General features: G+C 61.8%; 22 protein-coding genes. 5 read left to right on the plus strand and 17 right to left on the minus strand.

The window, feature by feature from the left end; translation table 11 throughout:
• Window positions 1–18 precede the first annotated feature (18 nt).
• The 7 genes from CXQ82_RS18505 to CXQ82_RS18535 form a co-directional block, all read right to left on the minus strand.
• On the minus strand, window positions 19–1,254 hold the full coding sequence (locus CXQ82_RS18505; RefSeq protein ID WP_101271562.1) for a Zn-dependent hydrolase: 1,236 nt from the start codon (window positions 1,252–1,254) through the stop codon (window positions 19–21).
• Complete coding sequence (locus CXQ82_RS18510; protein WP_101271564.1) at window positions 1,247–1,729, minus strand: L-2-amino-thiazoline-4-carboxylic acid hydrolase; 483 nt, start codon at window positions 1,727–1,729, stop codon at window positions 1,247–1,249. The genes CXQ82_RS18505 and CXQ82_RS18510 overlap by 8 nt, the downstream gene beginning before the upstream one ends.
• Before the next feature lie 369 nt (window positions 1,730–2,098).
• Window positions 2,099–3,238: a branched-chain amino acid ABC transporter substrate-binding protein gene (locus tag CXQ82_RS18515; protein WP_101271566.1), complete on the minus strand. Its 1,140-nt coding sequence runs from the start codon at window positions 3,236–3,238 to the stop codon at window positions 2,099–2,101.
• A gap of 71 nt (window positions 3,239–3,309) precedes the next feature.
• Window positions 3,310–4,026 carry an ABC transporter ATP-binding protein gene (locus CXQ82_RS18520; RefSeq protein ID WP_101271568.1) on the minus strand — a complete coding sequence of 239 codons (717 nt, stop codon included), beginning with the start codon at window positions 4,024–4,026 and terminating at the stop codon, window positions 3,310–3,312.
• The gene (locus CXQ82_RS18525) at window positions 4,019–4,792 is read right to left on the minus strand and encodes an ABC transporter ATP-binding protein (protein WP_101271570.1); all 774 of its coding nucleotides are present in this window, start codon (window positions 4,790–4,792) and stop codon (window positions 4,019–4,021) included. The genes CXQ82_RS18520 and CXQ82_RS18525 overlap by 8 nt, the downstream gene beginning before the upstream one ends.
• Window positions 4,789–5,874 (minus strand): ABC transporter ATP-binding protein, encoded by a 1,086-nt coding sequence (locus tag CXQ82_RS18530; RefSeq protein WP_101271572.1) that lies wholly within the window; start codon window positions 5,872–5,874, stop codon window positions 4,789–4,791. Before CXQ82_RS18530 ends, CXQ82_RS18525 begins: the two co-directional genes overlap by 4 nt.
• A complete protein-coding gene (locus CXQ82_RS18535) occupies window positions 5,871–6,818 on the minus strand; it encodes a branched-chain amino acid ABC transporter permease (protein WP_101273828.1) in 948 nt (315 codons plus the stop codon). The genes CXQ82_RS18530 and CXQ82_RS18535 overlap by 4 nt, the downstream gene beginning before the upstream one ends.
• Before the next feature lie 172 nt (window positions 6,819–6,990).
• Between CXQ82_RS18535 and CXQ82_RS18540 the strand changes: the two genes are divergently transcribed.
• Window positions 6,991–7,887, plus strand: a complete 897-nt coding sequence (locus CXQ82_RS18540) for a LysR substrate-binding domain-containing protein (RefSeq protein WP_101271574.1) — start codon at window positions 6,991–6,993, stop codon at window positions 7,885–7,887.
• Window positions 7,888–8,029: 142 nt separating this feature from the next.
• On the opposite strand, the gene CXQ82_RS18545 is transcribed toward CXQ82_RS18540, so the two are convergent.
• Window positions 8,030–9,043, minus strand: a complete 1,014-nt coding sequence (locus CXQ82_RS18545) for an ABC transporter substrate-binding protein (RefSeq protein ID WP_101271576.1) — start codon at window positions 9,041–9,043, stop codon at window positions 8,030–8,032.
• A gap of 164 nt (window positions 9,044–9,207) precedes the next feature.
• On the opposite strand from CXQ82_RS18545, the gene CXQ82_RS18550 reads away from it, so the two are divergent.
• Complete coding sequence (locus CXQ82_RS18550; RefSeq protein WP_101271579.1) at window positions 9,208–9,636, plus strand: hypothetical protein; 429 nt, start codon at window positions 9,208–9,210, stop codon at window positions 9,634–9,636.
• A 449-nt stretch (window positions 9,637–10,085) separates the two neighbouring features.
• Here the strand turns inward: CXQ82_RS18550 and CXQ82_RS18555 are convergent, their stop codons facing one another.
• The 6 genes from CXQ82_RS18555 to CXQ82_RS18580 are packed head-to-tail and all read right to left on the minus strand — an operon-like array spanning window position 10,086 to window position 16,009.
• Window positions 10,086–11,828, minus strand: a complete 1,743-nt coding sequence (locus tag CXQ82_RS18555) for an ABC transporter substrate-binding protein (protein WP_101271581.1) — start codon at window positions 11,826–11,828, stop codon at window positions 10,086–10,088.
• A 32-nt stretch (window positions 11,829–11,860) separates the two neighbouring features.
• Window positions 11,861–12,133 (minus strand): DUF2160 domain-containing protein, encoded by a 273-nt coding sequence (locus CXQ82_RS18560; protein ID WP_003232363.1) that lies wholly within the window; start codon window positions 12,131–12,133, stop codon window positions 11,861–11,863.
• A gap of 10 nt (window positions 12,134–12,143) precedes the next feature.
• Window positions 12,144–12,944: a carbohydrate ABC transporter permease gene (locus CXQ82_RS18565; protein ID WP_003174634.1), complete on the minus strand. Its 801-nt coding sequence runs from the start codon at window positions 12,942–12,944 to the stop codon at window positions 12,144–12,146.
• A 10-nt stretch (window positions 12,945–12,954) separates the two neighbouring features.
• Entirely contained in the window at window positions 12,955–13,821 is an 867-nt protein-coding gene (locus CXQ82_RS18570; protein ID WP_017527241.1) for a carbohydrate ABC transporter permease, read from the minus strand.
• Window positions 13,818–14,915: an ABC transporter ATP-binding protein gene (locus tag CXQ82_RS18575; protein WP_101271583.1), complete on the minus strand. Its 1,098-nt coding sequence runs from the start codon at window positions 14,913–14,915 to the stop codon at window positions 13,818–13,820. Before CXQ82_RS18575 ends, CXQ82_RS18570 begins: the two co-directional genes overlap by 4 nt.
• Window positions 14,915–16,009, minus strand: a complete 1,095-nt coding sequence (locus tag CXQ82_RS18580) for an ABC transporter ATP-binding protein (protein ID WP_101271585.1) — start codon at window positions 16,007–16,009, stop codon at window positions 14,915–14,917. The genes CXQ82_RS18575 and CXQ82_RS18580 overlap by 1 nt, the downstream gene beginning before the upstream one ends.
• Before the next feature lie 366 nt (window positions 16,010–16,375).
• Between CXQ82_RS18580 and CXQ82_RS18585 the strand changes: the two genes are divergently transcribed.
• Complete coding sequence (locus CXQ82_RS18585) at window positions 16,376–18,193, plus strand: sigma-54-dependent Fis family transcriptional regulator (protein WP_101271588.1); 1,818 nt, start codon at window positions 16,376–16,378, stop codon at window positions 18,191–18,193.
• Here CXQ82_RS18585 and CXQ82_RS18590 read toward each other — a convergent pair.
• The 3 genes from CXQ82_RS18590 to CXQ82_RS18600 form a co-directional block, all read right to left on the minus strand.
• On the minus strand, window positions 18,190–19,122 hold the full coding sequence (locus tag CXQ82_RS18590) for a FecR family protein (RefSeq protein ID WP_101271590.1): 933 nt from the start codon (window positions 19,120–19,122) through the stop codon (window positions 18,190–18,192). The genes CXQ82_RS18585 and CXQ82_RS18590 overlap by 4 nt on opposite strands.
• On the minus strand, window positions 19,119–19,661 hold the full coding sequence (locus CXQ82_RS18595; RefSeq protein ID WP_101271592.1) for a sigma-70 family RNA polymerase sigma factor: 543 nt from the start codon (window positions 19,659–19,661) through the stop codon (window positions 19,119–19,121). Before CXQ82_RS18595 ends, CXQ82_RS18590 begins: the two co-directional genes overlap by 4 nt.
• A gap of 314 nt (window positions 19,662–19,975) precedes the next feature.
• Complete coding sequence (locus tag CXQ82_RS18600; RefSeq protein WP_101271594.1) at window positions 19,976–22,087, minus strand: TonB-dependent receptor domain-containing protein; 2,112 nt, start codon at window positions 22,085–22,087, stop codon at window positions 19,976–19,978.
• Window positions 22,088–22,327: 240 nt separating this feature from the next.
• Here CXQ82_RS18600 and CXQ82_RS31470 point away from each other — a divergent pair, with 240 nt between their 5' ends.
• Window positions 22,328–22,486 carry a hypothetical protein gene (locus CXQ82_RS31470; protein ID WP_164444973.1) on the plus strand — a complete coding sequence of 53 codons (159 nt, stop codon included), beginning with the start codon at window positions 22,328–22,330 and terminating at the stop codon, window positions 22,484–22,486.
• Window positions 22,487–22,491: 5 nt separating this feature from the next.
• On the plus strand, window positions 22,492–23,118 hold the full coding sequence (locus CXQ82_RS18605) for a helix-turn-helix domain-containing protein (protein WP_101271596.1): 627 nt from the start codon (window positions 22,492–22,494) through the stop codon (window positions 23,116–23,118).
• Window positions 23,119–23,132: the final 14 nt, after the last annotated feature.

Consider the following 23,132-nt stretch of genomic DNA (forward strand, 5'->3'; position numbering starts at 1 on the left):
TTTCAACTGTGTGTTTCTTTAGAGTTGGGCCTTGGCCAAGATCGCCTGGAGCAGCACATCCGCCCCCGCCGTCGACCATTCGGGAGAAATTTCTTCCGCCTCGTTATGGCTGAGCCCATCCACACACGGCACAAAGATCATCGCGGTCGGCGCCACCTGGTTCAGGTAGCAGGCGTCATGCCCGGCACCGGAAATCATCGACCGGTGGCTGTAGCCCAATGCCTCGGCCGCTGCGCGCACCACGTCCACGCAGTCAGCGTCGAAGGCAATCGGCGCGTACTGGAAGATCTGCTTCACGCTGTGCTGTAGGCCGATGCCCGCGGCGATGCGGGCCACGGCGTCGCGCAACTGCTGGTCCTGGCGCGCCAGCACCGCTTCGTCCGGGTGGCGGAACTCGACGCTGAAAAACACCCGCCCCGGCACCACATTGCGCGAGTTGGGGAAGATATTCGCCATGCCTACCGTCGCCCGGCCTTCGGCGCCCTGCTCCAGGCCCAGCCCGTTCACAGCCTCGACCACCCGCGCAAAACCCAGCAGTGCATCCAGGCGATGGTCCATCGGCGTGGTGCCGGCGTGGGCGCTGCGGCCGCTCAATTCCACTTCGTACCAACGCTGGCCCTGAGCGCCGGTGACCACGCCGATGGTGATGCCTTGGGCCTCCAGGATCGGGCCTTGCTCGATATGCAACTCAAAGGCCGCATGCACAGCCTGGCCGCCCACCGGTTCGCGGCCGGCATAGCCGATCTGCTGCAACGCCTGGCCGATGGTCACGCCGGTTTTGTCCGCGCGGGACAGGCCGTACTCCAGGTCGAACACACCGGCATAGACGCCGGAAGCAATCATCGCCGGGGCAAAACGCGAGCCTTCTTCGTTGGTCCAGTTGACCACTTCGATGGGCCGCTCGGTTTCGATGCCCAGGTCGTTGAGGGTGCGCAGCACTTCGACACCGGCGAGCACACCATAGATGCCGTCGTACTTGCCGCCGAAGGGTTGCGAGTCGCCATGGGAGCCGGTGAGTACCGGGGCCAGGTGGTCCTGGCGACCGGCGCGGCGCGCGAAGATATTGCCCATGGCGTCAACCCGGATGCTGCAACCGGCCGCCTCGCACCACTGCACAAACAGGTCGCGACCGCGGCGGTCTTCGTCGGTGAGCGCCAGGCGCGACACGCCGCCCTTTTCGGTGGCGCCGATCTGCGCCATTTCCATCAGCGAGTCCCACAGCCGCGCGCCGTTGACCCGTGCCAGGTTACTCATGGGGTTTGGCCCGATAGCGGAAATCACAGCGGTGGTCGCCGCCCATGATGGTCTGGGTGCGGGTCAGTTCGATATCCGGGTTGTAGCCGACGATAAACAGCTCATCGCGCGCGCAGGAGAGTAAGTGGCCAATCTCGCCCAGGCCCATCTCGTGGTACATCTCGGCGTAGCGGCAGCGCTTGACGTCGTAGTCGTAGTGCTCGGCATCGCTGGCGATGACCTCGACCTTGAGCGCGTCGTCCTGTTCCCACAGCACTTGCAGTTCGACAAAACTCTTGAGGTCGGCGCCCTGTTCTTCCAGCGCGGCAAAATGCTTGCCGGCCTGGATCGCCGCATTGCCCACGGCTTCGCCGATCACGGCAGCGGCAAAGTCCTTGCCCTGTTCGCGCTTCAAGATCTCGTAGATCGGTTTGATGATTTCGGCTTCGATACGCCGCCGGGCAAGAATGCCCAGTTCACCTTCCAGTTTGCTCATTGTGTGCCTCCATCAGCTCCACAGAACCTATAAAAACATCTCACTGGCCAGCCCACTTGTTATGGCAGCGGGCTTGTTGTTACAACCAGGCTTGCTATGGCAGCAGGCTGTTGTGGCAACCAGGCTTGCTATGGCAAGCAGGCTGTTGTGGCAACCAGGCTTGCTATGGCAGCAGGCTTTTGTGGCGAGCGGGCTTGCCCGCGTTGGGCTGCGAAGCGGCCCCAACACAGGCACCGCATTCATCCAGGCAAAACCGGGTGTCAGGTTTTAGGGCCGCTTCGCAGCCCAACGCGGGCAAGCCCGCTCGCCACAACAGCCAGCTCGCCACGACGGCCCACTCATCAGAACAGGCCCGTTCACCCTACAAGCTCACTTACCACCCGCCACGCTCACCGGCTGCCATTGATTGGCCTTGACCTGGTAAACGGTGAACGACGGTTTCTTCAAGTTACCCTCGGCATCAAACGCAATGGTCCCGGTCACGCCTGGGTAACTAATGGCGCGCAGCACCGGCAGGTACTTTTGCGGGTCTACGGAGTCGGCCTTTTCGATGGCCGCCACCAGCACGCCGACGCCGTCATAGGCAAACGGCGCATGCAGTTCGATATTGGTCTTGTAACGTTCTTTATAGGCCTGTTCGAACGCCTTGCCACCCGGCATCTGCGCAACCGCCAGCCCCGGCTCCAGGGCGATCACGCCCTCGCCTTCGTTCTGCGCCAGTTGCAGGAAGGTCTGGCTGACAAATCCACCAGCGCCCATCAACGGCGCCTTGATCCCCAACTGCTTGATGCGCCGTGCCAGCGGCGCGGCCTGGGCATCCACACCGCCGAAGAAGATCAGGTCGGGGTTCTGGCCACGGATATTGGTGAGTACCGCGCTGAAGTCGATGGTCTTGTCGTCCACGTATTCGCGGGCAACCACTTTGGCGCCCCCGGCTTCGATGGATTTGACGAACTGGTCCGCCAGGCCCTGGCCGAACGCGGTGCGGTCATCGATCACGGCGATGCGCTGGGCTTTCAAGGCGTTCAACGCATAAGCGCCGGCCACCTGGCCGCCATCGTCGTCATGGCCCATGATGCGGAAACTGGTGTCGAACCCCTGCTGGGTGTAGGCATGCCCGGTGGCCACCGGCGCCACCTGGGCAATACCGGCGTCATGGTAGACCCGCGCCGCCGGAATGCTGGTGCCGGTATTCCAGTGGCCGACCACGCCGACCACGCCTTCATCCACCAAACGCTGGGCGACGGTGACGGCGGTGCGTGGGTCGGACTGGTCGTCTTCGGAAACCAGCTTGAAGGTCACGGTTTCACCGTTGATTTTCGGGTGCTTGGCGTTGGCCTGGTCGATGGCCAGTTGCGCGCCGTTTTCCAGGTCCTTGCCGATACGTGCCGAGGGGCCGGTCAGCGGGCCGGCGAGGCCAATCAGCACGGTCTGGTCGGCCTGGGCCACGGCGCTCGCCAGGCTGCTGAGGGCCAGGCCGATCAATGCGGTTGTCTTCAAAGTCTTCATCAGTGTTTCCTGCTAATTGTCGGGCGGGTCGGAACACGCCGGGCGTCCGGTAGCGTCATGGGTACAGTTATTTATTCGCCGAGATACGCACTGCGCACCTCAGGGTGTTCAAGCAAATCCTGGGACGGGCCGCTGAGGCTGATGCGCCCGGTGTCCATCACGTAAGCCCGGTCAGTCACCTGCAGCGCCAGCCGCGCGTTCTGTTCCACCAGCAACAGGGTCATGCCCTGGCGACACACGTCGTCGATCACCTGGAAGATCTTCTCCACCATGATCGGCGCCAGCCCCATGGACGGCTCATCGAGGATCAGCAAACGCGGGCGCGACAACAGCGCACGGGCCAGGGCGAGCATCTGTTGCTCGCCGCCGGAGAGCAGGCCGGCGGACTGCTGCAGGCGCTCTTCCAGGCGCGGAAAGTGCTCGAACAGCTGGCGCATTTCACGTTGTACCTGCGCGTTATCGCGGCGCAGAAAAGCCCCGGCCTGGAGGTTCTCGAGCACGCTCATGCGCGCAAAAATCCCGCGCCCTTCCGGCACCATGGCAATGCCTTGGCGCAGCAGTTGGTCCGGCGCCTGGCCTCGCACCGATTGCCCGGCAAAGCGGATCTCACCGCCGGCTGCCGGCAGCAGCCCGGTCAGGGCCTTGAGGCTCGACGTCTTGCCGGCACCATTGGCCCCGATCAGCGTGACGCGCTCGCCTTCATCGATATGCAGGTCCAGGGACTTGACCGCTTCGATGGCGCCGTAGCGCACCTGTAAAGCGTCGACCTTCAACAACGGTTCAGACATGGGCACTGGCTCCCAGATAGGCCTGGATCACCGCCGGATGCTGCCGTACCTCGGCTGGCGGCCCCACGGCAATCACCTGGCCGTAATCGAGCACGCTGATGCGGTCGCACACGCCCATCACCAGCTTCACGTCGTGTTCGATCAGCAGCAGGGTGTGGCCGTCGTCGCGGATTTTTTCCAGCAGGCCGCGCAGTTGCACTTTTTCACTGGCATTCATGCCCGCCGCCGGCTCATCCAGGGCCAGCAGGCGCGGCTCGGTGGCCAAGGCACGGGCGATTTCCAGGCGGCGCTGGTGGCCGTAGCTCAAGCTGTCGGCGCGGTATTCGGCAAACCCGGCCAGGCCCACATATGCCAACAGGCGATGGGCATGGGCGCGGGTTTGGGCCTCTTCGTCGCGGGCCCGGCGATGGCGGCTCAAGGCGGCCCACAAGCCATTGCGGGTGCGCACATGGCGCCCGACCATGACGTTTTCCAAGGCGCTCATGGCATTGAACAGGCGGATATTCTGGAACGTGCGCGCGATGCCGGCGGCGGCCACCTGGTGCACGCTGGTCGGCTGGTACTCGCGGCCATCGAGCTGGAAGCGTCCGGAGTCCGGGGTGTAGAGGCCGGTCATCACGTTAAAGAAGGTGGTCTTGCCTGCGCCATTGGGCCCGATCAGCCCGTAGATTTCTCCGGGCTGGATGCTGAGGCTCACGTCCGTCAGCGCCGCCACGCCGCCGAAGTGTTTATTGACCGAATCAATCTGCAACAGCGGTGCGTTCATCGTGCCACTCCTTTGGGCCACAGCCCGGCCGGTCGGTAGAGCATCGCCAGGATCAGCGCCAGGCCATAGAACAGCTGGCGGATGATTTCCGGGTCCACCAGCACCTGGCCGAACAGCGCCTGCTGCAACGGCCCCATGCTCGCGCGCAACGCTTCGGGCAACGCCGCCAGCAGCACGCAGCCAAGAATCACCCCAGGGATATGGCCCATGCCGCCCAGCACCACCATCGCCAGCACCGCGATGGATTCGTTGAGGGTGAAGGATTCCGGCGAAACAAAGCCCTGGAACGACGCGAACAGCACGCCGCTCACACCGCCGAACGCGGCGCCAATCGCAAACGCCAGCAACTTCAGGCGCACGGTATTCACGCCCATGGCCTGGGCTGCGTCTTCGTCTTCGCGGATGGCCACCCAGGCGCGGCCGATGCGCGAACGCTCCAGGCGAATGCAGGCGAACAGGATCAGCACCACCAGCGCGGCAAACAGGTAGTAATAGAGGTACACCGACGGCAGGCGCAGGCCAAACAGCTCTTGGCTACGGCCGAGGTTCACGCCCAGCAGGCTGACCGGATCGACCTGGGAAATCCCCTTGGGGCCATTGGTAATATTCACCGGACGATCAAGGTTGCGCAGCAGGATGCGAATGATCTCGCCAAACCCCAGGGTCACGATGGCCAGGTAGTCGCCGCGCAGGCGCAGGGTTGGCGCGCCCAGCACCACACCACAACCGGCGGCGAGCAATGCACCGAGCGGCAGGATCAACCAGATCGACGTGTGCATGCCCGCCGGCAGCAACGCCAACAGGGCCGGAAATTGTTGCAACAAATGCGGCGAAGACAGCAACGCGGCCAGGTAGGCGCCCACCGCGTAGAACGCGATAAAGCCCATGTCCAGCAGCCCGGCGTAGCCGACCACGATGTTCAGGCCAAGGGCGAGCATGATGTACAGCAGGGCAAAATCCAGGGTGCGCACCCAGGTGTTGCCACCAGCGTGCCCGACGATCCACGGCGCCAGCACCAGCGCCACGGCGAACAGCAGCAGGCCCAGGGTGGCGCGTTTATTGGGCGTAAGTGAATGGATCATGCGCGGGTCGCCAAACGTTCGCCCAGCAGCCCCGATGGCCGGAACACCAGCACCGCAATCAGCACGATAAAGGCGAACACATCCTGGTAATTGCTGCCAAACACGCCGTTGGTGGCGGCGCCCAGGTAGCCGGTGCCCAGGGCCTCGATCAGCCCCAGCAGCAAGCCGCCGAGCATCGCGCCCTTGAGGTTGCCGATACCGCCGAGCACCGCCGCGGTGAAGGCCTTGATGCCGGGCAGAAAGCCCATGTAGAAATGCGCGCTGCCATAGTTGCTGGCCATCATCACCCCGGCCAGTGCCGCCAAGGCGCCGCCGATGGCAAAGGTGATGACGATAATGCGGTTCGGGTTGATGCCCATCAGGCTGGCCACCTGGGGGTTTTCCGCCACGGCGCGCATGGCGCGGCCGAAGCGCGTGCGCTCCACCAGCACCAGCAGCGCGGCCATCACCGCCAGCGCGATGGCGATGGTGGTCAGCGCCGTTGCATTGGTGATCGCCGGATGTGCCGAGGCGCCCGCCAGCACTTCAATCGGTTCCAGGGGCAGCAGTTGCGGGAACATTTGCGGGTTGCGGGTCCACACCAGCATGGCCAGGGTCTGCAGCAGCAGTGACACGCCGATCCCACTGATCAACGGCGCCAGGCGCGGGGCGTGACGCAGCCGACGATAAGCCACACGCTCGATCACCACCGCCAGCACCGCACAAAACGCCATGGCCACCAGCGTCGCAAGCAGCAACACCAGCACCGGCGGCAGTGCCGGCCACGTGGCCTGCACCAGGCGAATCACCGACAGCCCCACCAGCGCGCCGACCATCAACACATCGCCATGGGCAAAGTTGATGATGCGCAAAATGCCGTAGACCATGGTGTAACCCAGGGCCACCAGCGCGTAGAGACTGCCCGTCATCAAACCGTTGAGCAGTTGTTGGATAAAGCCATCCATCAGGACCATAAACCTCAGTGCGTACAGGGGCGGCACACTAAGCATCTATTCTGTTTTTATCAAATATCAGAAAGTCATATGGTTATATCAAAGCGAAAGCAGGCTATTTATGCCGTTATTACGGCACTTATGGCTCTTTATTTGGGTGATGACTTGGTATTTAATTCAACACATGAATAAATTAGAACAGTTAGCCAATGACCCTCCCCTGCGTGCCGTGCGCACGTTCGAAGCCTTTGCGCGCCATGGCGGGGTGAATGCCGCCGCGCGCGAGCTGGACGTGTCGGCCTCGGCGATCAGCCATCAACTGCACTTGTTGGAAGATTTTTTACAGCAGCCGCTGACCTTGCGTCAGGGCCGCAACCTGGTGCTGACCGATGAAGGCCGTGAGTACTACCGCGCGATCCGCTCGGCCTTTGCGGTGTTGCGCAGCGCCACGGAGCACGTGCGTGAGAAAAGCGCCACGCGCCAGGTCACCATCAGCCTGATCCCGCTGTTCGGCATCAACCTGTTTATCCCGCGCCTGGCGAATTTTCTGAAGGACCACCCGGCACTCGACATCAACGTGACCTACGCCAACCACCGCAGCTACCCCAGCGATGCGGCCGACCTGTCGATCCGCTTCGGCACCGGGCACTGGCCGGGTTATCACAGCGAGCCATTGATCTGCGGCGCGGTGACGCCCTACTGCAGCCGCGCCTTCCTGGCGCAACACGGCCCCATCGACACGCCCCAGGCCCTGAGCGAATTACCGCTGCTGCACGACGAAGAACGCGGCACATGGGGCCAATGGTTCGAGGCCGCCGAGGTCGACGCCACGGCGCTGAATGGTTTGTTGCTGGAAGATGGCCAACTGGCGCTCACCGCCACCCTCACCGGCCTGGGCTGCGCCTTGCTGCGCGAGCCGCTGGTGGCACCCCATGTGGCCAGCGGGGAGTTGGTGAAGCTGTTTGATCTGCAGGTCGATGATGGCCGCCAGTACTACCTGTGCCGGCGGGCCAACAGTGAATTGTCGAGCGAGGGTAATGACTTGTATGACTGGATCAAGCGCAGCTTGATTGAGAGCTGAGCCCACAGCGAATCCCATAATTGTGGAGATCCAAATGTGGGAGGGGGCTTGCCCCCGATGGCAGTGTGTCAGTCAATAGATGTGTATCTGGCCCACCGCTATCGGGGGCAAGCCCCCTCCCACATTTGATTGGGTTTACAGGTCAGCTGCCGTTGCCAGCATGGGCCTCTTCGAAGAAGTAATCCTTCCAGCTGGCCGCCTTGTTTTTCAGCACGCCCAGTTCCTGCAATTTCTCCGCGTAGATATAGGTGCGCTGGGGCACGATGGTGAAGTCGATTTCCGGGTCCTGGACGATTTTCTCCACCAGGTCCAACGGCAACTTCGACTGCTCTACGCGGATATAGGCCTTGGCCGCTGCGGGTTTGTCGGCCTTGATGATCTTCTCGGCTTCAGCCAGCGCGGCATAGAAGGCTTTGTAGGTCTTAGGGTTTTCGTCGTGGAATTTCTGCGTGGTGTACAACACGTTGAACGTCGCCTGCCCGCCGAGGATGTCGTAGGAACTGAGCACCTTGTGCACGTTGGGATTCAACAGTTCCTGGTACTGGAATGGCGGGCTGGAGAAGTGCGAGTTGATCTCCGAACCACCGGCAATCAGCGCCGCCGTGGCGTCGGGGTGGGCCAGGCTGATGGAGATATCGTCAAACTTCTTGTAGTTGGCGTCGCCGAACTGCTTGGCGGTTTCGATCTGCAAGGTGCGCGACTGGAAGCCCACGCCGGCGGCGGGCACGGCGATGCGGTCTTTGTCGGTGAAGTCCTGCAGGGTCTTGACCTTGGGGTTGTTGGTCAGCAGGTAGTTGGGCATCGAGCCGAGGGAAGCGATGGCCTTGACGTTCTGCTTGCCCTTGGTGCGGTCCCACAGCGTGAGCATGGGCGGCACACCGGCCGAGACCACATCCAGGGCACCGGCCAGCAACGATTCGTTCATGGCGGTGGCGCCGGAAATGCTGTTCCATTCCACCTGAATATCCAGCCCCTGCTCCTTGCCATGTTTTTCGATCAGGTGCTGGTCGCGCACCACATCGAGGATCAGGTAGCCGATGCCGAATTGCTGGGCGATGCTGATCTTGCCTTCGGCGTGGGCGCCGGGGCTGAGCAAGGCACTGGCGGCGGCCAGGGACGCAGCCAAAAGAGTCAGGGAGGAACGCTTGAAAGTCATGGGGATCTGCCGCGTTTTCGGGAAGGTGATGGAGCGTAGCGGCGGTTTTTAAGACAGCAAAAGAATATCGGGATCTATTGTTATGCAAATAATCCCCAAACCTGCGCGCGACTGGTATCGTGCCGCGCTTTGTAAAACAGCCACACACTGCGAGGAAATGGACGTTGAACACTGACGATAAAATGACCGGGGACCTGTTCGAGGTGGATAAGCGCCTGTCACTCAAACCCGTGGTGGATTTCAACACCTACCTGCGCAGCGCCTTCGGCGACGGCCCGTGCACCTGCATTCGCTGCACCGCCAGCGGCGGCGACGAAAGCGGTTATGAGTTTCAGCACAGCTTCACCTTCGACGGCAAACCGACCCACCGCCGCTTCGCCACCACGGCGGGCAGCGATGTGTTGATGGCGCTGAAGAAGGCGTGGCTGTCCTACACCAAGGCGGAACTGCCGCTCAGTGGTGTGCTTGGGCTGGAAACCGTGAAGGAATTTGTCGAACCGCAACTGCACAAACGCCTGGCACCGCTGTTTTTGGCCAGTGGGTTGGTCAAGGACGTGAACGGCGAACTGCAGGTTCAGCCGCAGGCAGCGTAGCGCGAGCCTATTGTGCCAAGCGGGCTTGCGTGGCAGACAGGCTTTTGTGGCAGGTCGGCTTTTGTGGCGAGCGGGCTTGCCCGCGTTGGGCTGCGCAGCAGCCCCAGTAAAGGCGCTGAGATTTTCCTGAAAGACCGCAGCGCTTGGTTTTGGGGCTGCTTCGCAGCCTAACGCGGGCAAGCCCGCTCGCCACACATGCCTGCTTAACACAAAAGCTCATTTGCCACACATGCCTGCTTGCCACAAAAGCTCATTTGCCACACATGCCTGCTTGCCACAAAAGCTCATTTGCCACACATGCCTGCTTGCCACAAAGCTCATTTGCCACACATGCCTGCTTGCCACAAAGCCCATTTGCCAGACAAGTCCGTTTTGCACAAAAGCGTGCAGGTCACAAAAGCAAAACGGCACGCTAGCGTGCCGTTCTGTCCTCCTCTACACCCCCGCTGTTACTTACGCGCCGCCTCCCACTGCTTGAGCAGGTCGTTGTAGTTCACGGTTTCGCCTTTCGGCTTCTCGTTCGCCAGTTTCGGTTTAGGCGCGCCCGGCTGGTCGAACCAGTATTGCGCGTCACGTTCGGGGTTCATTTTCGGGCCGCATACCGGTTGCACCTTGGAGCGCTCCAGGCGCGTCATGATCGCGTCCTGCTCCTTGGCCAGGTTGTCGAGGGCCTGTTGCGGGGTTTTCTCGCCGCTGGCGGCGGCGGCGATGTTGCTCCACCACAGTTGCGCCAGGCGTGGGTAGTCCGGCACGTTGGTGCCGGTCGGCGACCATTCGGTGCGCGCCGGGCTGCGGTAGAACTCCACCAGGCCACCGAGTTTGGGCGCCATGTCGGTCATGGCCTGTGAGTTGATATCCGACTCACGAATCGGCGTCAGGCCCACAATGGTTTTCTTCAGCGACACGGTTTTCGAGGTCACAAACTGCGCGTAGAGCCAGGCCGCGAGTTTCTGTTTCTCAGGCGTCGACTTGAGGAAGGTCCAGGAGCCTACGTCCTGATAGCCCTTCTTCATACCCTTTTCCCAGTAAGGCCCTACAGGTGACGGCGCCATGCGCCATTTCGGCGTGCCGTCGGCATTCACCACAGGCAGGCCCGGCTTGACCATGTCGGCGGTAAAGGCGGTGTACCAGAAGATCTGCTGGGCGATGTTGCCTTGGGACGGCACCGGGCCGGATTCGGAGAAGGTCATACCCGCCGCTTCCGGTGGCGCGTAGGCTTTCATCCAGTCCACATATTTCTGTGTGGCGAATACGGCGGCCGGGCCGTTGGTGTCGCCGCCACGGGTGACGCTGGAGCCCACCGGGTGGCAGTCCTCCACGCGAATGCCCCACTCGTCCACCGGCAACCCGTTGGGCAGGCCTTTGTCACCGCCGCCGGCCATGGAGAACCAGGCATCGGTGAAGCGCCAGCCCAGGGATGGGTCTTTTTTGCCGTAGTCCATGTGCCCGTAGATGCGCTTGCCGTCGATTTCCTTGACGTCTTCGCTGAAGAATTTGGCGATGTCTTCATAGGCCGACCAGTTCACCGGCACGCCGAGCTCATAGCCGTACTTTTCCTTGAACTTGGCTTTCAGCTCCGGACGCTCGAACCAGTCGGCGCGGAACCAGTAGAGGTTGGCGAACTGCTGGTCGGGCAACTGGTAGATCTTGCCGTCCGGCGCGGTAGTGAAGGAGATACCGATAAAGTCCTTGATATCCAGGGTCGGCGAGGTGAAGGCCTTGCCTTCGTTGGCCATCAGGTCGGTGATGGATTCGGTCTTGCCATAGCGAAAATGCGTACCGATCAAGTCGGAATCGTTGACCCAGCCGTCATAGATATTCTTGTCGGACTGCATCTGGGTTTGCAGCTTTTCCACCACGTCGCCTTCTTGCAGCAGGTCGTGGGTCAGCTTGATCCCGGTGATTTCACTGAAGGCCTTGGCCAGCACCTTGGACTCGTACTCATGGGTGGTGAGGGTTTCCGACACCACGTTGATCTTCATCCCACGGAACGGTTCCGACGCCTTGATAAACCACTTGAGTTCCTCAAGCTGCTGCTCGGCCGTGAGGGTGGATGGTTTGAACTCGCTGCCGATCCATTTTTTCGCGGCATCTTCATACGCATCGGCCCAGGCCGAGGCACTCAAACCGCTGAGGGCCAATACGGCGGCCAATGAAATGCTATGTCGCAGCTTATTGTTTTTATTCAACATAGAGACCTCCTGATTGTTTGTTCACAAGGGCACTAGCCCCAACGCATCACACTCAACAGCCATACCAGGGACAGCGCGGACGCCACCCAGATGCTCCAGTCGGTAACGCCGATGACCAGCAAATGCAGGTAGGCGCTGCCGAGAAGACCGATAAACAGGCGATCACCACGGGTGGTGCTGATCGGTAAAAAGCCACGCCGAGGGATGCTCGGCGACCGCAGTTCCCAGGTGGTCATGCCCGCCAGAATCAGCGCGATGCCGCCAAAGAACAGGGCTGTGGGGGTGGTCCAGGCCATCCATTCCATCATCGACTCCTCAGACCCGGCCCAGGGCAAAGCCCTTGGCCACGTGGTTACGAACAAACCAGATCACCAGCATGCCTGGCAGGATAGTCAACACCCCCGCCGCCGCCAGTACGCCCCAGTCAATACCCGATGCCGACACCGTGCGCGTCATCACCGCCGCAATCGGCTTGGCGTTGACCGAGGTCAGGGTGCGCGCCAGCAGCAGCTCGACCCAGGAAAACATAAAGCAGAAAAACGCCGTTACGCCGATGCCGGAGCCGATCAACGGGATAAAAATCTTCACGAAAAACTTGGGAAAACTATAGCCGTCGATGTAGGCGGTTTCGTCGATTTCCTTGGGCACCCCGGACATGAAACCTTCCAGGATCCACACCGCCAACGGCACGTTGAACAGGCAGTGGGCCAGGGCCACGGCGATGTGGGTATCAAACAGCCCGATGGACGAATACAGCTGGAAAAACGGCAGCAAGAACACTGCCGGCGGCGCCATGCGGTTGGTCAGCAGCCAGAAAAACAGGTGCTTGTCGCCGAGGAAACGGTAGCGTGAAAACGCGTAGGCCGCCGGCAGCGCCACGCTCAGGGAGATCACCGTGTTCAGGCTCACGTAGTACAGCGAGTTGAGGTAACCGGTGTACCAGCTCGGGTCGGTGAAGATCACCTTGTAGTTGGCCAGGGTGAAATCCTGCGGAAACAGCGTCAGCCCGCCGAGGATTTCGGTGTTGCTCTTAAAGGACATGTTCAGCAGCCAGTAGATCGGCACCAGCAGGAACAGGATGTAGATCAGCAGCGGAATAACCTTGCGCTTGCTCATGTTGGCGGCCTCAGCGGTTGGCGTCGGAGTGGGTCATGGCGGTGTAGAACAGCCAGGACACCAACAGGATGATCAGGAAATACACCAGCGAGAACGCCGCTGCCGGGCCCAGGTCGAATTGGCCTACGGCCATCTGGGTCAAGGTCTGACTCAAGAACGTGGTGGCGTTACCTGGCCCGCCGCCGGTCAGTACGAAGGGCTCGGTGTAGATCATGAAGCTGTCCATAAAGCGCAGCATTACCGCGATCAGCAGCACGCTTTTCATCTTGGGCAGCTGGATATGTCGGAACACCGCCCAGGCCGATGCGCGATCAATCCGCGCGGCCTGGTAGTACACATCCGGGATGGCGCGCAGGCCGGAGTAGCACAGCAGCGCCACCAGTGAGGTCCAGTGCCACACGTCCATCACCAGCACAGTGACCCAGGCGTCCATGGTGTTGGCCGCATAGTTGTAGCTGATGCCCAATGCGTTAAGGCTGTAGCCCAGCAAGCCAATATCGGCGCGGCCGAAAATCTGCCAGATGGTGCCCACTACGTTCCAGGGGATCAGCAGCGGAATCGCCAGCACGATCAGCACCAGCGACGACCAACGGCCCTTGGTCGGCATGGTCAGGGCGATGGCGATGCCCAAGGGGATTTCGATCAGCAGCACGCAGGCCGAATAGATGAACTGGCGCAGCAACGAATCATGCAGGCGCGGGTCGAGCAGCACCTGCTTGTACCAGTCGGCGCCGACAAAGTAGCGGCTGGACTGGTCGAAAATGTCCTGCACCGAGTAGTTGACCACCGTCATCATCGGGATCACCGCGCTGAACGCCACCAGCAGGAACACCGGCAACACCAGCCACCAGGCCTTGTTGTTCTGCACCTTGTTCATGGCTGCACCTCCAGCAGGTAATCGTCGGCGTAGAGCATCAGCCATTGCGCGGGGAAGCTGATGCAGGCCTTGCCCTCCGGCACCGGTTTGTCTTCGGCCAGGCGCACTTTCAGGGTGGCGCCGTCCAGGCTCAGGGTCATGATCTTGTAGGTGCCAAGGTCTTCGACATGCACGACATCGGCTTGCAGCGCGTCGGGGTTGTACTCGTCCCACACGTGGATAAATTCCGGGCGAATACCCACCTGCAGTTTTTTGTAGTCCGTGTTGGCGATGCGTTGCTGCAAGGCCTCGGGCAGCGGCAGATGCGTACCGGCAAAGCACACGCCACCGGCCTCGGCCTGCACCTCGATCAGATTCATCCCAGGGCTGCCAATGAAATAGCCGACAAAGGTATGGCTCGGCCGCTCGAACAGGTCCCGCGGCGTACCGAACTGCACGATCTGCCCGCCGTACATCACCGCGATCTTGTCGGCGAAGGTGGAGGCTTCCAGCTGGTCGTGGGTGACGTAGACCATGGTGATATTGAACTGCTCATGGATCTGCTTGAGCTTGCGCCGCAGCTTCCACTTGAGGTGCGGGTCGATCACCGTCAGCGGCTCATCAAAGAGGATCGCCGACACGTCATCACGCACCAGCCCACGGCCCATGGAGACCTTCTGTTTTTCATCGGCGGTAAGGTTGCGGGCCTTTTTGCTCAGCAGGTTTTGCAGGTCAAGAACCTCGGCAATTTCCTGCACCTTGCTGTGAATTTTCGCCTCGGCCATGCCCTGGTTTCGCAGCGGGAAAGCCAGGTTGTCGAACACCGTCATGGTGTCGTACACCACCGGGAACTGAAACACCTGGGCGATGTTGCGTTTTTCCGGTGTGAGGTCATTCACCACTTTGCTGTCGAACAGCACCTGGCCCTCAGACGGGCTGAGCAGGCCGGAGATGATATTGAGCAAGGTCGATTTGCCGCAGCCGGACGGGCCGAGCAAGGCGTAGGCACCGCCCTGCTCCCACACGTGGTTCATTTCCCGAATCGCATAGTCTTCAGGACCGCTCGGCGTAGGGCTGTAGCTATGCGCCAGGTTCTGCAAATGGATCTCGGCCATCAGGCAACCCTCGCGACGCGGCGCCCGGGAGCCTGGACCAACCGGCCCTGGCCATCGAACACAAACAGTTTATGGGTGGGGATATACACGCGGATCGGCGCATCGACGTCGTACTCATGCACCCCCGGCAGGTGCAGCACCAACAGGAAGTGCTCGCTGCGCACATGCAGGAAGGTTTCCGAGCCGCTGATCTCGGCGACTTCCACCGTCACCGCCAGCTCCAGGTCATCGTCGTTGCTCGGCACCAGGCTGATATGACTGGGGCGCACGCCAAAACGGAATTCGCCCTCGCCAATCGGGCGCAGGTCGACGTTCAGCGGGAAGTGCACAAAGTTGGCGAAGCTCACTTCGTTGCCGCTGATACGCCCCGGCATCAGGTTGATCGGCGGCTCGGAAAACAGCTCGGCGGCCAGCACCGTCTGCGGCTGGTGATACACCTCGGCGGCCTTGCCGCTCTGGATCACCCGGCCTTCGTGAAGGATGGTGGTGGTGCCGCCCAGGGCCAAAGCCTCGTTGGGTTCGGTGGTCGCGTAGATGGCGATGGTATGGCGCGCCTTGAACAGCTCGCGCATTTCCTGACGCAGCTCTTCGCGCAGTTTGTAGTCCAGGTTTACCAAAGGCTCATCGAACAGGATCAGCTCGGCATCCTTGACCAGCGCCCGCGCCATGGCCGTGCGCTGCTGCTGGCCGCCGGACAGCTCCAGCGGGTGACGCTGAAGGAATTTCTCGATGCGCAGCATCCTCGCGGTTTCCAGCACCTTGCTCTGGATCACCTCGTTGGACACACCGGCCTGGCGCAACGGCGAGGCGATGTTCTCGAACACCGTCATGGTGGGGTAGTTGATGAACTGCTGATACACCATCGACACGTTGCGCAGGCGCACCGGTTTGTGGGTGACATCCACGCCGTTCATCAGGATGCGGCCGCTGTCGGGCTTGTCCAGACCGGCCATGAGGCGCATCAGGCTGGTCTTGCCGGAGAGCGTACGGCCGAGCAACACGTTGAAGGAACCGGCTTCGAACCGCAGGTTGGCATCGTCGATCCAGGTTTGGCCTTCGACGACGCGGGAGACATTTTCCAGGGTCAATGACATGACACGACCTTTTTATTATTGGAATGAATCTGGCCAGTCGACAGAGCGAGTTTCGTGCCAAAAGCGGCAGGTGCTTGATCCACAAGGAAATGGACTAAACGCGATGTTCAGGAGTGAACACAAATGAACTGGCCGGGCTGAACAACTGAACAATCCGGGGGTTGACAATGAACAGTTCTGAACAACACTCTGATGATCAACACAGGGCAAATGTGGGAGCGGGCTTGCTCGCGAATGCGCCGGGTCAGTCAATACCTATGTCGACTGGTCCAGCGCATTCGCGAGCAAGCCCGCTCCCACATGTTGAACCGATTTCTTCAGGTAGATTGTGCAAGACCCAATAACAATAAAAACGCAGGTCACCCTATGGCCGAACCCTTGGCTCACGACACCCTTATCCAGGAATCCTGGCGCCGCTGCCGCGCCTTTGGCCTGGACCACCAGAGCACGCCCAGCTTCGACCAACTGCCGGCCGAGGGCATCAGCCAGTTGCTGGAAAGCCAGCATTCCCTGGTGCAGACCACCCATCAGGAAGTGCTGCCCTACTACGAAAACATCCTGAGCAATTCCAACTGCCTGATCATGCTGGCCGACAACCAGGGCCAGGTGCTGACCAGTTGGGGCACCCAGCGCTTTATCGACCCCAAGCTGGCCCGGGGTTTCAGCGCCGGCGCCAGCTGGATGGAGCGCGCCAGCGGCACCAATGCCATCGGCACCGCGCTGGCCTGTGCCCAGGCGGTGCACATCGAACATGACGAACATTTTCTCAAGGCCAACCGTTTCATGACCGGCTCCGCGGCACCGATCTTCGATGCCCAGCGCGAGATCATCGCCGTGCTGGATGTGTCCAGCGACAGCTACCTGCCGCCCTCCCACACCCTGGGCATGGTCAAGATGATGAGCCAGACCGTGGAGAACCGGCTGATCCTCAACCTGTTTCGCGGTGAGCACTTCCAACTGACCTTCAACACCGGCCTGAGCAACCTCGACAGCCAATGGGCCGGCCTGCTGATTTTTGACGACAGCGGCCAGGTGCTCTCGGCCAACCGCCGCGCCGACAACCTGCTGGGCATCAGTTTGTCGCGGGTGATGATCGACAGTTTGTTCAAGGTCTCGCTGCTGGAGTTGCTCAACCAACCCGAAGGGCTGCCCTTTTCACTGCAGGCGGCAGGACGTAATCGCTTCCAGTGCTTGCTCAAACGGCCGAAACAGATGCCGGTGCAGGCGCGCGTATTCAGCGAGCCGGTCGCGCCAAAACCAGCCGCGATTGGCCTGACGACCTTGCACTTTGGCGATGTTCGCGTGGAAAAAGCCGTGCGCCAGGCCGAACGTTTGCTGGAAAAGGACATCCCGCTGTTGATTCATGGCGAAACCGGCGTGGGCAAGGAGGTGTTCGTCAAAGCCCTGCACAGCGCCAGTTCCCGAAGCCGGCAGGCATTTATCGCGGTGAACTGTGCGGCGATTCCCGCTGAGCTGGTGGAATCGGAACTGTTCGGCTACGAAAAAGGCGCGTTCACCGGCGCCAATCAGAAAGGCAGCATCGGCCTGATCCGCAAGGCGGATAAAGGCACGCTGTTTCTCGATGAAATCGGTGATATGCCCCTGCCAACCCAGGCGCGACTATTGCGTGTGTTGCAGGAGCGTTGCGTGCAGCCGGTAGGCAGCAGCGAGTTATTCCCGGTGGATTTGCGGATTATTTCGGCCACCAACCGGGCGCTGCGCGAGCTGGTGCAGGCCGGGCGTTTTCGTGAGGACCTTTACTACCGCATCGGCGGCCTGACGCTCGAACTGCCGCCGTTGCGCGAGCGGACCGACAAGCAGGCGCTGTTCCAGCAACTGTGGCAGCAGCACCGCGAGCCGACCCAATGGGCCGGGCTGAGCGCCGAGGTGCTGGCGCTGTTCGAGCAGCACCCGTGGCCGGGCAATTTGCGTCAGGTCAGCAGTGTGTTGCAGGTGGCCCTGGCGATGGCCGAGGAACAACCGATCCGCGCAGAGCATCTGCCGGATGATTTCTTTGTGGATCTGAACGTGGCGCCACCCTTGCCCGCCAGCGAGTATCTGGACGACAGCATCGACCTGACTCAGCGTCTGAAAGCGGCCGGCGGGAATATTTCCCACCTGGCGCGGGAGCTGGGGGTGAGCCGCAATACCCTCTACAAGCGCCTGCGCCAGAACGAAACCTAGCGCGGCTTGACCACCACCAGCAAGTCGGTGAAGTACTCCACCTGAATCGGCAGGTTATCCGCCAGGGTCGCCAGCGCCGCCGCCGTGTCATCGAGTTTGAATACACCGGACACCCGCAGGTTTTGCAGGGCCTGGGGGTCGAAGCGCACCAGGCCGTGGCGATAGCTGGCCAGGGTTTGCAGCACCTCGCTCAGGGGTTGGTCATCGACTTTGAGCAGGCCGCGCGTCCACGCATCCGGGTCGGAATTGCCCGTGGCCTGCGCAGGTGTGGCATGGCCATGCGCGAGGATCGAGCGCTGGCCGGCCGTCACCTTGACCCCGGCCTCGTTGTCGCCTTTAACGGCCACCGTGGACTCGATCACCGTCACCAGCGTGGTGCCGTCCGCCGCACGTTTGACCATATAGCGCGTGCCCAAGGCGGTGGCGGTGCCTTGATCGGTGCGCACCACGAACGGCCGTTGCGCATCCTTGGCCACCTCCACCCACAGCTCGCCTTGCAGCAACTCGATAACACGCTGGTGGCCGTCGAATTTCACGTCCACCGCCGAGTTGCTGTTGAGCTGCAATTGGCTGCCGTCTTCGAGGGCGACCTGGCGGCGTTCACCGACGCCGGTGCGTTGGTCGGCCATCCACACGGGCAACTGCGACAACCCCAGCCAGCCACACAGCAACACACCGAGTACCCCCACCACCGGCACGGTGCGCGAGCGTTGCGGGGCAAACGCGCGGTTCAGGGCGATGCGTGCCGGTTGCGCGGGCAAGGTGTCGAGGCTGCCCCACAGCGAACGCATGCGCTCGATGGCCACGGCGTGACGCGGGTCGGCCTGGCACCAGGCGTTGAAGGCACGGCGCTCGGCGTCGCTGACGTCTTCGTCGTGCAGGCGTGTCAGCCAATTCGCCGCTTGCTGGATGATCTGTTCGGAGTTCATGCCAGCGGATCAGCCCCATGCAAGCTGTGGTAGCAATGCACCAGCGCGCTGGAAATATAGTTTTTGACACTGCTGGAAGACACGTCCAGGCGGGTGGCGATTTCGCTGTAGGTCAGCCCGTCGAGGCGGCTCAGCAGGAAGGCTTCACGGGCTTTGGCCGGCAGGCCGGCGAGCATCTCGGCGATGCGTTCCAGGGCTTGCAGCGCCACATGGATCGCGGCGGGGTCGGGCATGCCGGCGTCTTCGGACTGGATCACCAGCGCTTCCATGTAGGCCTTTTCGATGCGTCGACGGCGGGCGCCATCGATCAACAGGCGCCCCGCCGTGGTCGCCAGAAATGCCCGGGGCTCCTTGATATGTTGCGGCTCGGCCAACATCAGGACGCGGATAAACGCGTCGTGGGCCAGGTCGGCGGCATGTTGGGAACAGCCGAGTTTTTTGCGCAGCCAGTTGTGCAACCAGCCGTGGTGCTCGCTATACATCGCCGTAAGGGTCTGTTGACGGACTGAATCGCCCAGCGCGGCCGGAATATCATGCATGCGCAAAAACTTCTCAAATGGGAAATATTACCAATTGCGCGAACAATGCCAGTAAATCGATTCGGGGGCAAGGGCCTTCCACGATTGCCCTTGTGGCGAGCGGGCTTGCCCGCGTTGGGCTGCGAAGCGGCCCCAGTATGGCGAAATGCAGTGTGCCAGGCCCTCATCAGTGCCTGGTTTTGGGGCTGCTGCGCAGCCCAACGCGGGCAAGCCCGCTCGCCACAAAAAAGCCACTCTCCCCAAAAAAAGCCACTTTCCCCAAAAAAATCCGCTTTCCCCAAAAAAGCCGCTTGCGTTTGGGAGCCAGTGTGCCCTCAGCGCCAGCTCCACGACACACCCGTGTAGATGCCCCGCCCATCCGCCGGGGTCGAGCGCGCCGCGTCCAGGCCCTTGTCGTCGTAGACCGGGGTCACGGTGTTAGCGTAGCGGCGGTTGGTGAGGTTGCGCAGGTCGACCCAGGCTTGCCAGTCCTGTTTTGGCGCGTCGTAACCAAAGGTTGCGCCGAGGGTGGTGTAGGACGCGGCGTAGTAGGAGTTGGCATAGTCCACCGCCACACGTGACGAATACTCGGTGTTGAGGCTGGTGTAGAGGCCCGTCGGGTGGCTGTAGCGCAGTTGCGCTTGGTAGTAGTGCTTGGGGATGCCCGGCAAGGTGTTGTCACCGAAACGGTCGTCGTCGCGGTAATGGAAGTCGCTGAAGGTGTAGGCCTGGCGCAAGGCGAGCTTGCCGTTGCCGGCGCCGTCCCACAGCGGGCTGAGCAGGCTCAGTTCCACGCCTTGGTGCACGGTGGGGCTGGCATTCGATTCAGCGACGATGGCATTGCTGGTCGAGGTCTGCGCTTGGGTTTCCACGGTGAGCAATTCGTGGCGCACTTCGGAGCGGTACAGCGCCAGGTCCCACTGGCCGAGCCATGCCTCGCCGCGGCCGCCGATTTCCAGGGTGGTGGCGGTCTGGTTTTTCAGGCTCACGCCTTCACGCGCCAGGCCTGTCGCCGCGCCGCTGGTGAAGTACTTGTTGGAACCCCAGATCATCGACCACGCGTGCGGCGGCTCGACCGAGCGGCTCAGGTTGCCGTACACCTGCAATTGCGGGTTGAAGTCGTAGCGTAGGCCGATGCGTGGCGCGTAGTCCCAGTCGTGCTGGCTAAGCGGCGCCTGGCCTTCGGGGTAGGTCACCTGGGTTTCGCGGCGGGTGTAGATCGCGGCCAGGCCGGTGGTCAGCCACAGATCCGGCACCAGTTCCAGGTCGTTGCCGATATGCAGCACGGTGTCGGAGCCCAAGTAGCTGTAGTCGCGGGTCTTGGTGCCGGGTGCATAGGTGGCGGTATTGCCGGCAGGCGTGCGTACATATTCCGACGCGCCATTGTTGGGCATCGCCTGGGTGGTGCGCAGGCCGAGCGTGGTTTTACTGTCGTGGCCGAACAGCGTGTCCTGGCGGATGTAATTCAGGCTGCTGCTGATGTCGGTGTAAGCCACCTTGAGACGGTTGGTGCCTTCGCGCAGGTCCATCGGGTAATCGTGATAGGCCAGCCCGACTTCAAGGCGCGAACTGTCGTCCAGCTGCAAGGTGGTTTTGTTGGCGATCCAGGTGGAGCCCGGTTGCAGGCGCTTGGAGTCGCGGGCGGCGTTGAGGCTGTTGGCGGCACGCGGGTCGTGGCTGATCTGCGCGCGGGTGAGCTTGCCGGGGGTGTCGTTGGTGGTTTCTCGGTAACGGAAGTAAAAACGGGTTTCCAGGTCCGGGTTGAAGCGGTAGCCGAAGTTGGCCGCCACGCCTTTGCCGGTGGCGGCGCTCTGGCGCTGATAACCGTCGGATTGCGAGTCGGTGAGGCTGATGTAGTAGTCTGCATCGCCCAGCACCTGGCCCGAGCTGATCTCGCGCTGGGCATAACCGCGGCTGCCCGTTTCATAGCGCAGTTGCAGCTTAGGCGCATCAAAGCCGGTATGCGTCACGTAGTTGACCGAACCGCCCAGGGCCAGCGCGCCCTGATCAAAGCCGTTGGCGCCGCGCAACACCTCGACACGGCTTTGCCACAACGGATCCTTGAGTTCGTAAGGCGTGCCGCCGGGGCCGGTGAGCGGCAGGCCGTCGAACATTTCATACAGCCCGGAGGCATGGGAACCCGGGCTGCGGTTCAGGCCCGAACCGCGAATCGAGAGTTTCACCCCTTCATTATTCGCCGCCTTGGCGTACACCCCGGCCTGGTACTTGAACACGTCTTCGTTGCTGCTCACCCGCCCCTGCTGCACGCTGCTCATGTCGATGAAATTGCTGGCGCCGGGGACGCTCTGGAGCTGTGCCTGGGCCACTTCGCCGGCGCTGGCTTCGCTGGTGGTGACTTCGACCGGCGCCAATTGCAGGTCTTCGGCATGCACCAGTGAGCTTAACGTCAGGGCGGCAAACAGGAATGGAGGATGGCGCAGCAGCATGGGGTGGGTCCTTCGAATTCGGGGGCGTGCCAGGCCGGCCTGGCACGCGAACAGTGATGGGAAGACAGGCACGCTCGCCGGGTCACTCCTTATTAACGGACCAGACCCTTCCCACAACAGCGTCGGACCGAATTGATTTTGCTAAGTCCAAAATCGCATGACCACATGCAAACTCAGTATTTAAAGAAATAACCGCCACGCATTACTGTAGAGCCACTGAACACCCATGAGAGCGCCACCATGCAAACATCCGCCACCGTCATCGACTTCACGCTCCACCGCAAACGCCGCCAGGCACGTGCTGCGGCCGAGCTGATGTGGGCGATGTACGCGGCGCGTGCCGGGCTTGCGGTGTTTGCCGCCCAGGCTGCTCTGTCCAGCGATACCCGCCGGGCGTAACGCCGATGAACTTTCTACACGTGCTCCCGGAACCGCCCGACCCGCTGCCCAAACCCAATACCGACGATGACGTGATCGGCTTGTGCGTCGCGCACAACCTGCAACGCCTGCGCAGTAAGCGCCACCTTTCACTCGATGGCCTCGCGCGCGCCTGCGGTGTGAGCCGTGCGATGCTGGCGCAGATCGAGTCCGGGCGCAGCGTGCCGTCGATCAAGGTGCTGTGCAAGATTGCCAAAGGCTTGAAGGTGTCGGTGGCGGCGTTCCTGGAGGATCGCGCATTTGAAGGGGTGGAGGTGCTGCCGGCGCAACAGAGCAAGCGCCTGGTGAGTGCCGATGGCGCGTTTATCAGCCGTGCGTTGTTTCCCTACGATACCGCGCGCCAATCCGAATTCTACGAGATCCGCCTGCGCGCACTGGGCGAGGAAGTTTCCGCAGGCCATGGCCCCGGCATCCAGGAAAACCTAGTGGTGGCCCAGGGTGTCCTGGAGGTCAGTGTCAACGAGGAGCGCTACCTGCTCTCCACCGGTGACTCGATTCTGTTCTACGCCGACCAGCCCCACCGCTACCGCAACCCGGCGGACAGCGAGGCGGTGGCCTTTCTGGTGATCACCTACCCCGAACGCCTCGACTGAAATGCAAAACGCCC

Origin of the sequence: Pseudomonas sp. S09G 359 (genome assembly GCF_002843605.1) — a bacterium.
Classification (GTDB): domain Bacteria; phylum Pseudomonadota; class Gammaproteobacteria; order Pseudomonadales; family Pseudomonadaceae; genus Aquipseudomonas.

Bases quoted from the DNA above. Each gene is read 5' to 3' on its own strand.
- CXQ82_RS18505 (WP_101271562.1), bottom strand. From the start codon at position 1,254: ATGAGTAACCTGGCACGGGTCAACGGCGCGCGGCTGTGGGACTCGCTG.
- CXQ82_RS18510 (WP_101271564.1), bottom strand. From the start codon at position 1,729: ATGAGCAAACTGGAAGGTGAACTGGGCATTCTTGCCCGGCGGCGTATC.
- CXQ82_RS18515 (WP_101271566.1), bottom strand. From the start codon at position 3,238: ATGAAGACTTTGAAGACAACCGCATTGATCGGCCTGGCCCTCAGCAGC.
- CXQ82_RS18520 (WP_101271568.1), bottom strand. From the start codon at position 4,026: ATGTCTGAACCGTTGTTGAAGGTCGACGCTTTACAGGTGCGCTACGGC.
- CXQ82_RS18525 (WP_101271570.1), bottom strand. From the start codon at position 4,792: ATGAACGCACCGCTGTTGCAGATTGATTCGGTCAATAAACACTTCGGC.
- CXQ82_RS18530 (WP_101271572.1), bottom strand. From the start codon at position 5,874: ATGATCCATTCACTTACGCCCAATAAACGCGCCACCCTGGGCCTGCTG.
- CXQ82_RS18535 (WP_101273828.1), bottom strand. From the start codon at position 6,818: ATGGATGGCTTTATCCAACAACTGCTCAACGGTTTGATGACGGGCAGT.
- CXQ82_RS18540 (WP_101271574.1), top strand. From the start codon at position 6,991: ATGAATAAATTAGAACAGTTAGCCAATGACCCTCCCCTGCGTGCCGTG.
- CXQ82_RS18545 (WP_101271576.1), bottom strand. From the start codon at position 9,043: ATGACTTTCAAGCGTTCCTCCCTGACTCTTTTGGCTGCGTCCCTGGCC.
- CXQ82_RS18555 (WP_101271581.1), bottom strand. From the start codon at position 11,828: ATGTTGAATAAAAACAATAAGCTGCGACATAGCATTTCATTGGCCGCC.
- CXQ82_RS18560 (WP_003232363.1), bottom strand. From the start codon at position 12,133: ATGGAATGGATGGCCTGGACCACCCCCACAGCCCTGTTCTTTGGCGGC.
- CXQ82_RS18565 (WP_003174634.1), bottom strand. From the start codon at position 12,944: ATGAGCAAGCGCAAGGTTATTCCGCTGCTGATCTACATCCTGTTCCTG.
- CXQ82_RS18570 (WP_017527241.1), bottom strand. From the start codon at position 13,821: ATGAACAAGGTGCAGAACAACAAGGCCTGGTGGCTGGTGTTGCCGGTG.
- CXQ82_RS18575 (WP_101271583.1), bottom strand. From the start codon at position 14,915: ATGGCCGAGATCCATTTGCAGAACCTGGCGCATAGCTACAGCCCTACG.
- CXQ82_RS18580 (WP_101271585.1), bottom strand. From the start codon at position 16,009: ATGTCATTGACCCTGGAAAATGTCTCCCGCGTCGTCGAAGGCCAAACC.
- CXQ82_RS18585 (WP_101271588.1), top strand. From the start codon at position 16,376: ATGGCCGAACCCTTGGCTCACGACACCCTTATCCAGGAATCCTGGCGC.
- CXQ82_RS18590 (WP_101271590.1), bottom strand. From the start codon at position 19,122: ATGAACTCCGAACAGATCATCCAGCAAGCGGCGAATTGGCTGACACGC.
- CXQ82_RS18595 (WP_101271592.1), bottom strand. From the start codon at position 19,661: ATGCATGATATTCCGGCCGCGCTGGGCGATTCAGTCCGTCAACAGACC.
- CXQ82_RS18600 (WP_101271594.1), bottom strand. From the start codon at position 22,087: ATGCTGCTGCGCCATCCTCCATTCCTGTTTGCCGCCCTGACGTTAAGC.
- CXQ82_RS31470 (WP_164444973.1), top strand. From the start codon at position 22,328: ATGCAAACATCCGCCACCGTCATCGACTTCACGCTCCACCGCAAACGC.
- CXQ82_RS18605 (WP_101271596.1), top strand. From the start codon at position 22,492: ATGAACTTTCTACACGTGCTCCCGGAACCGCCCGACCCGCTGCCCAAA.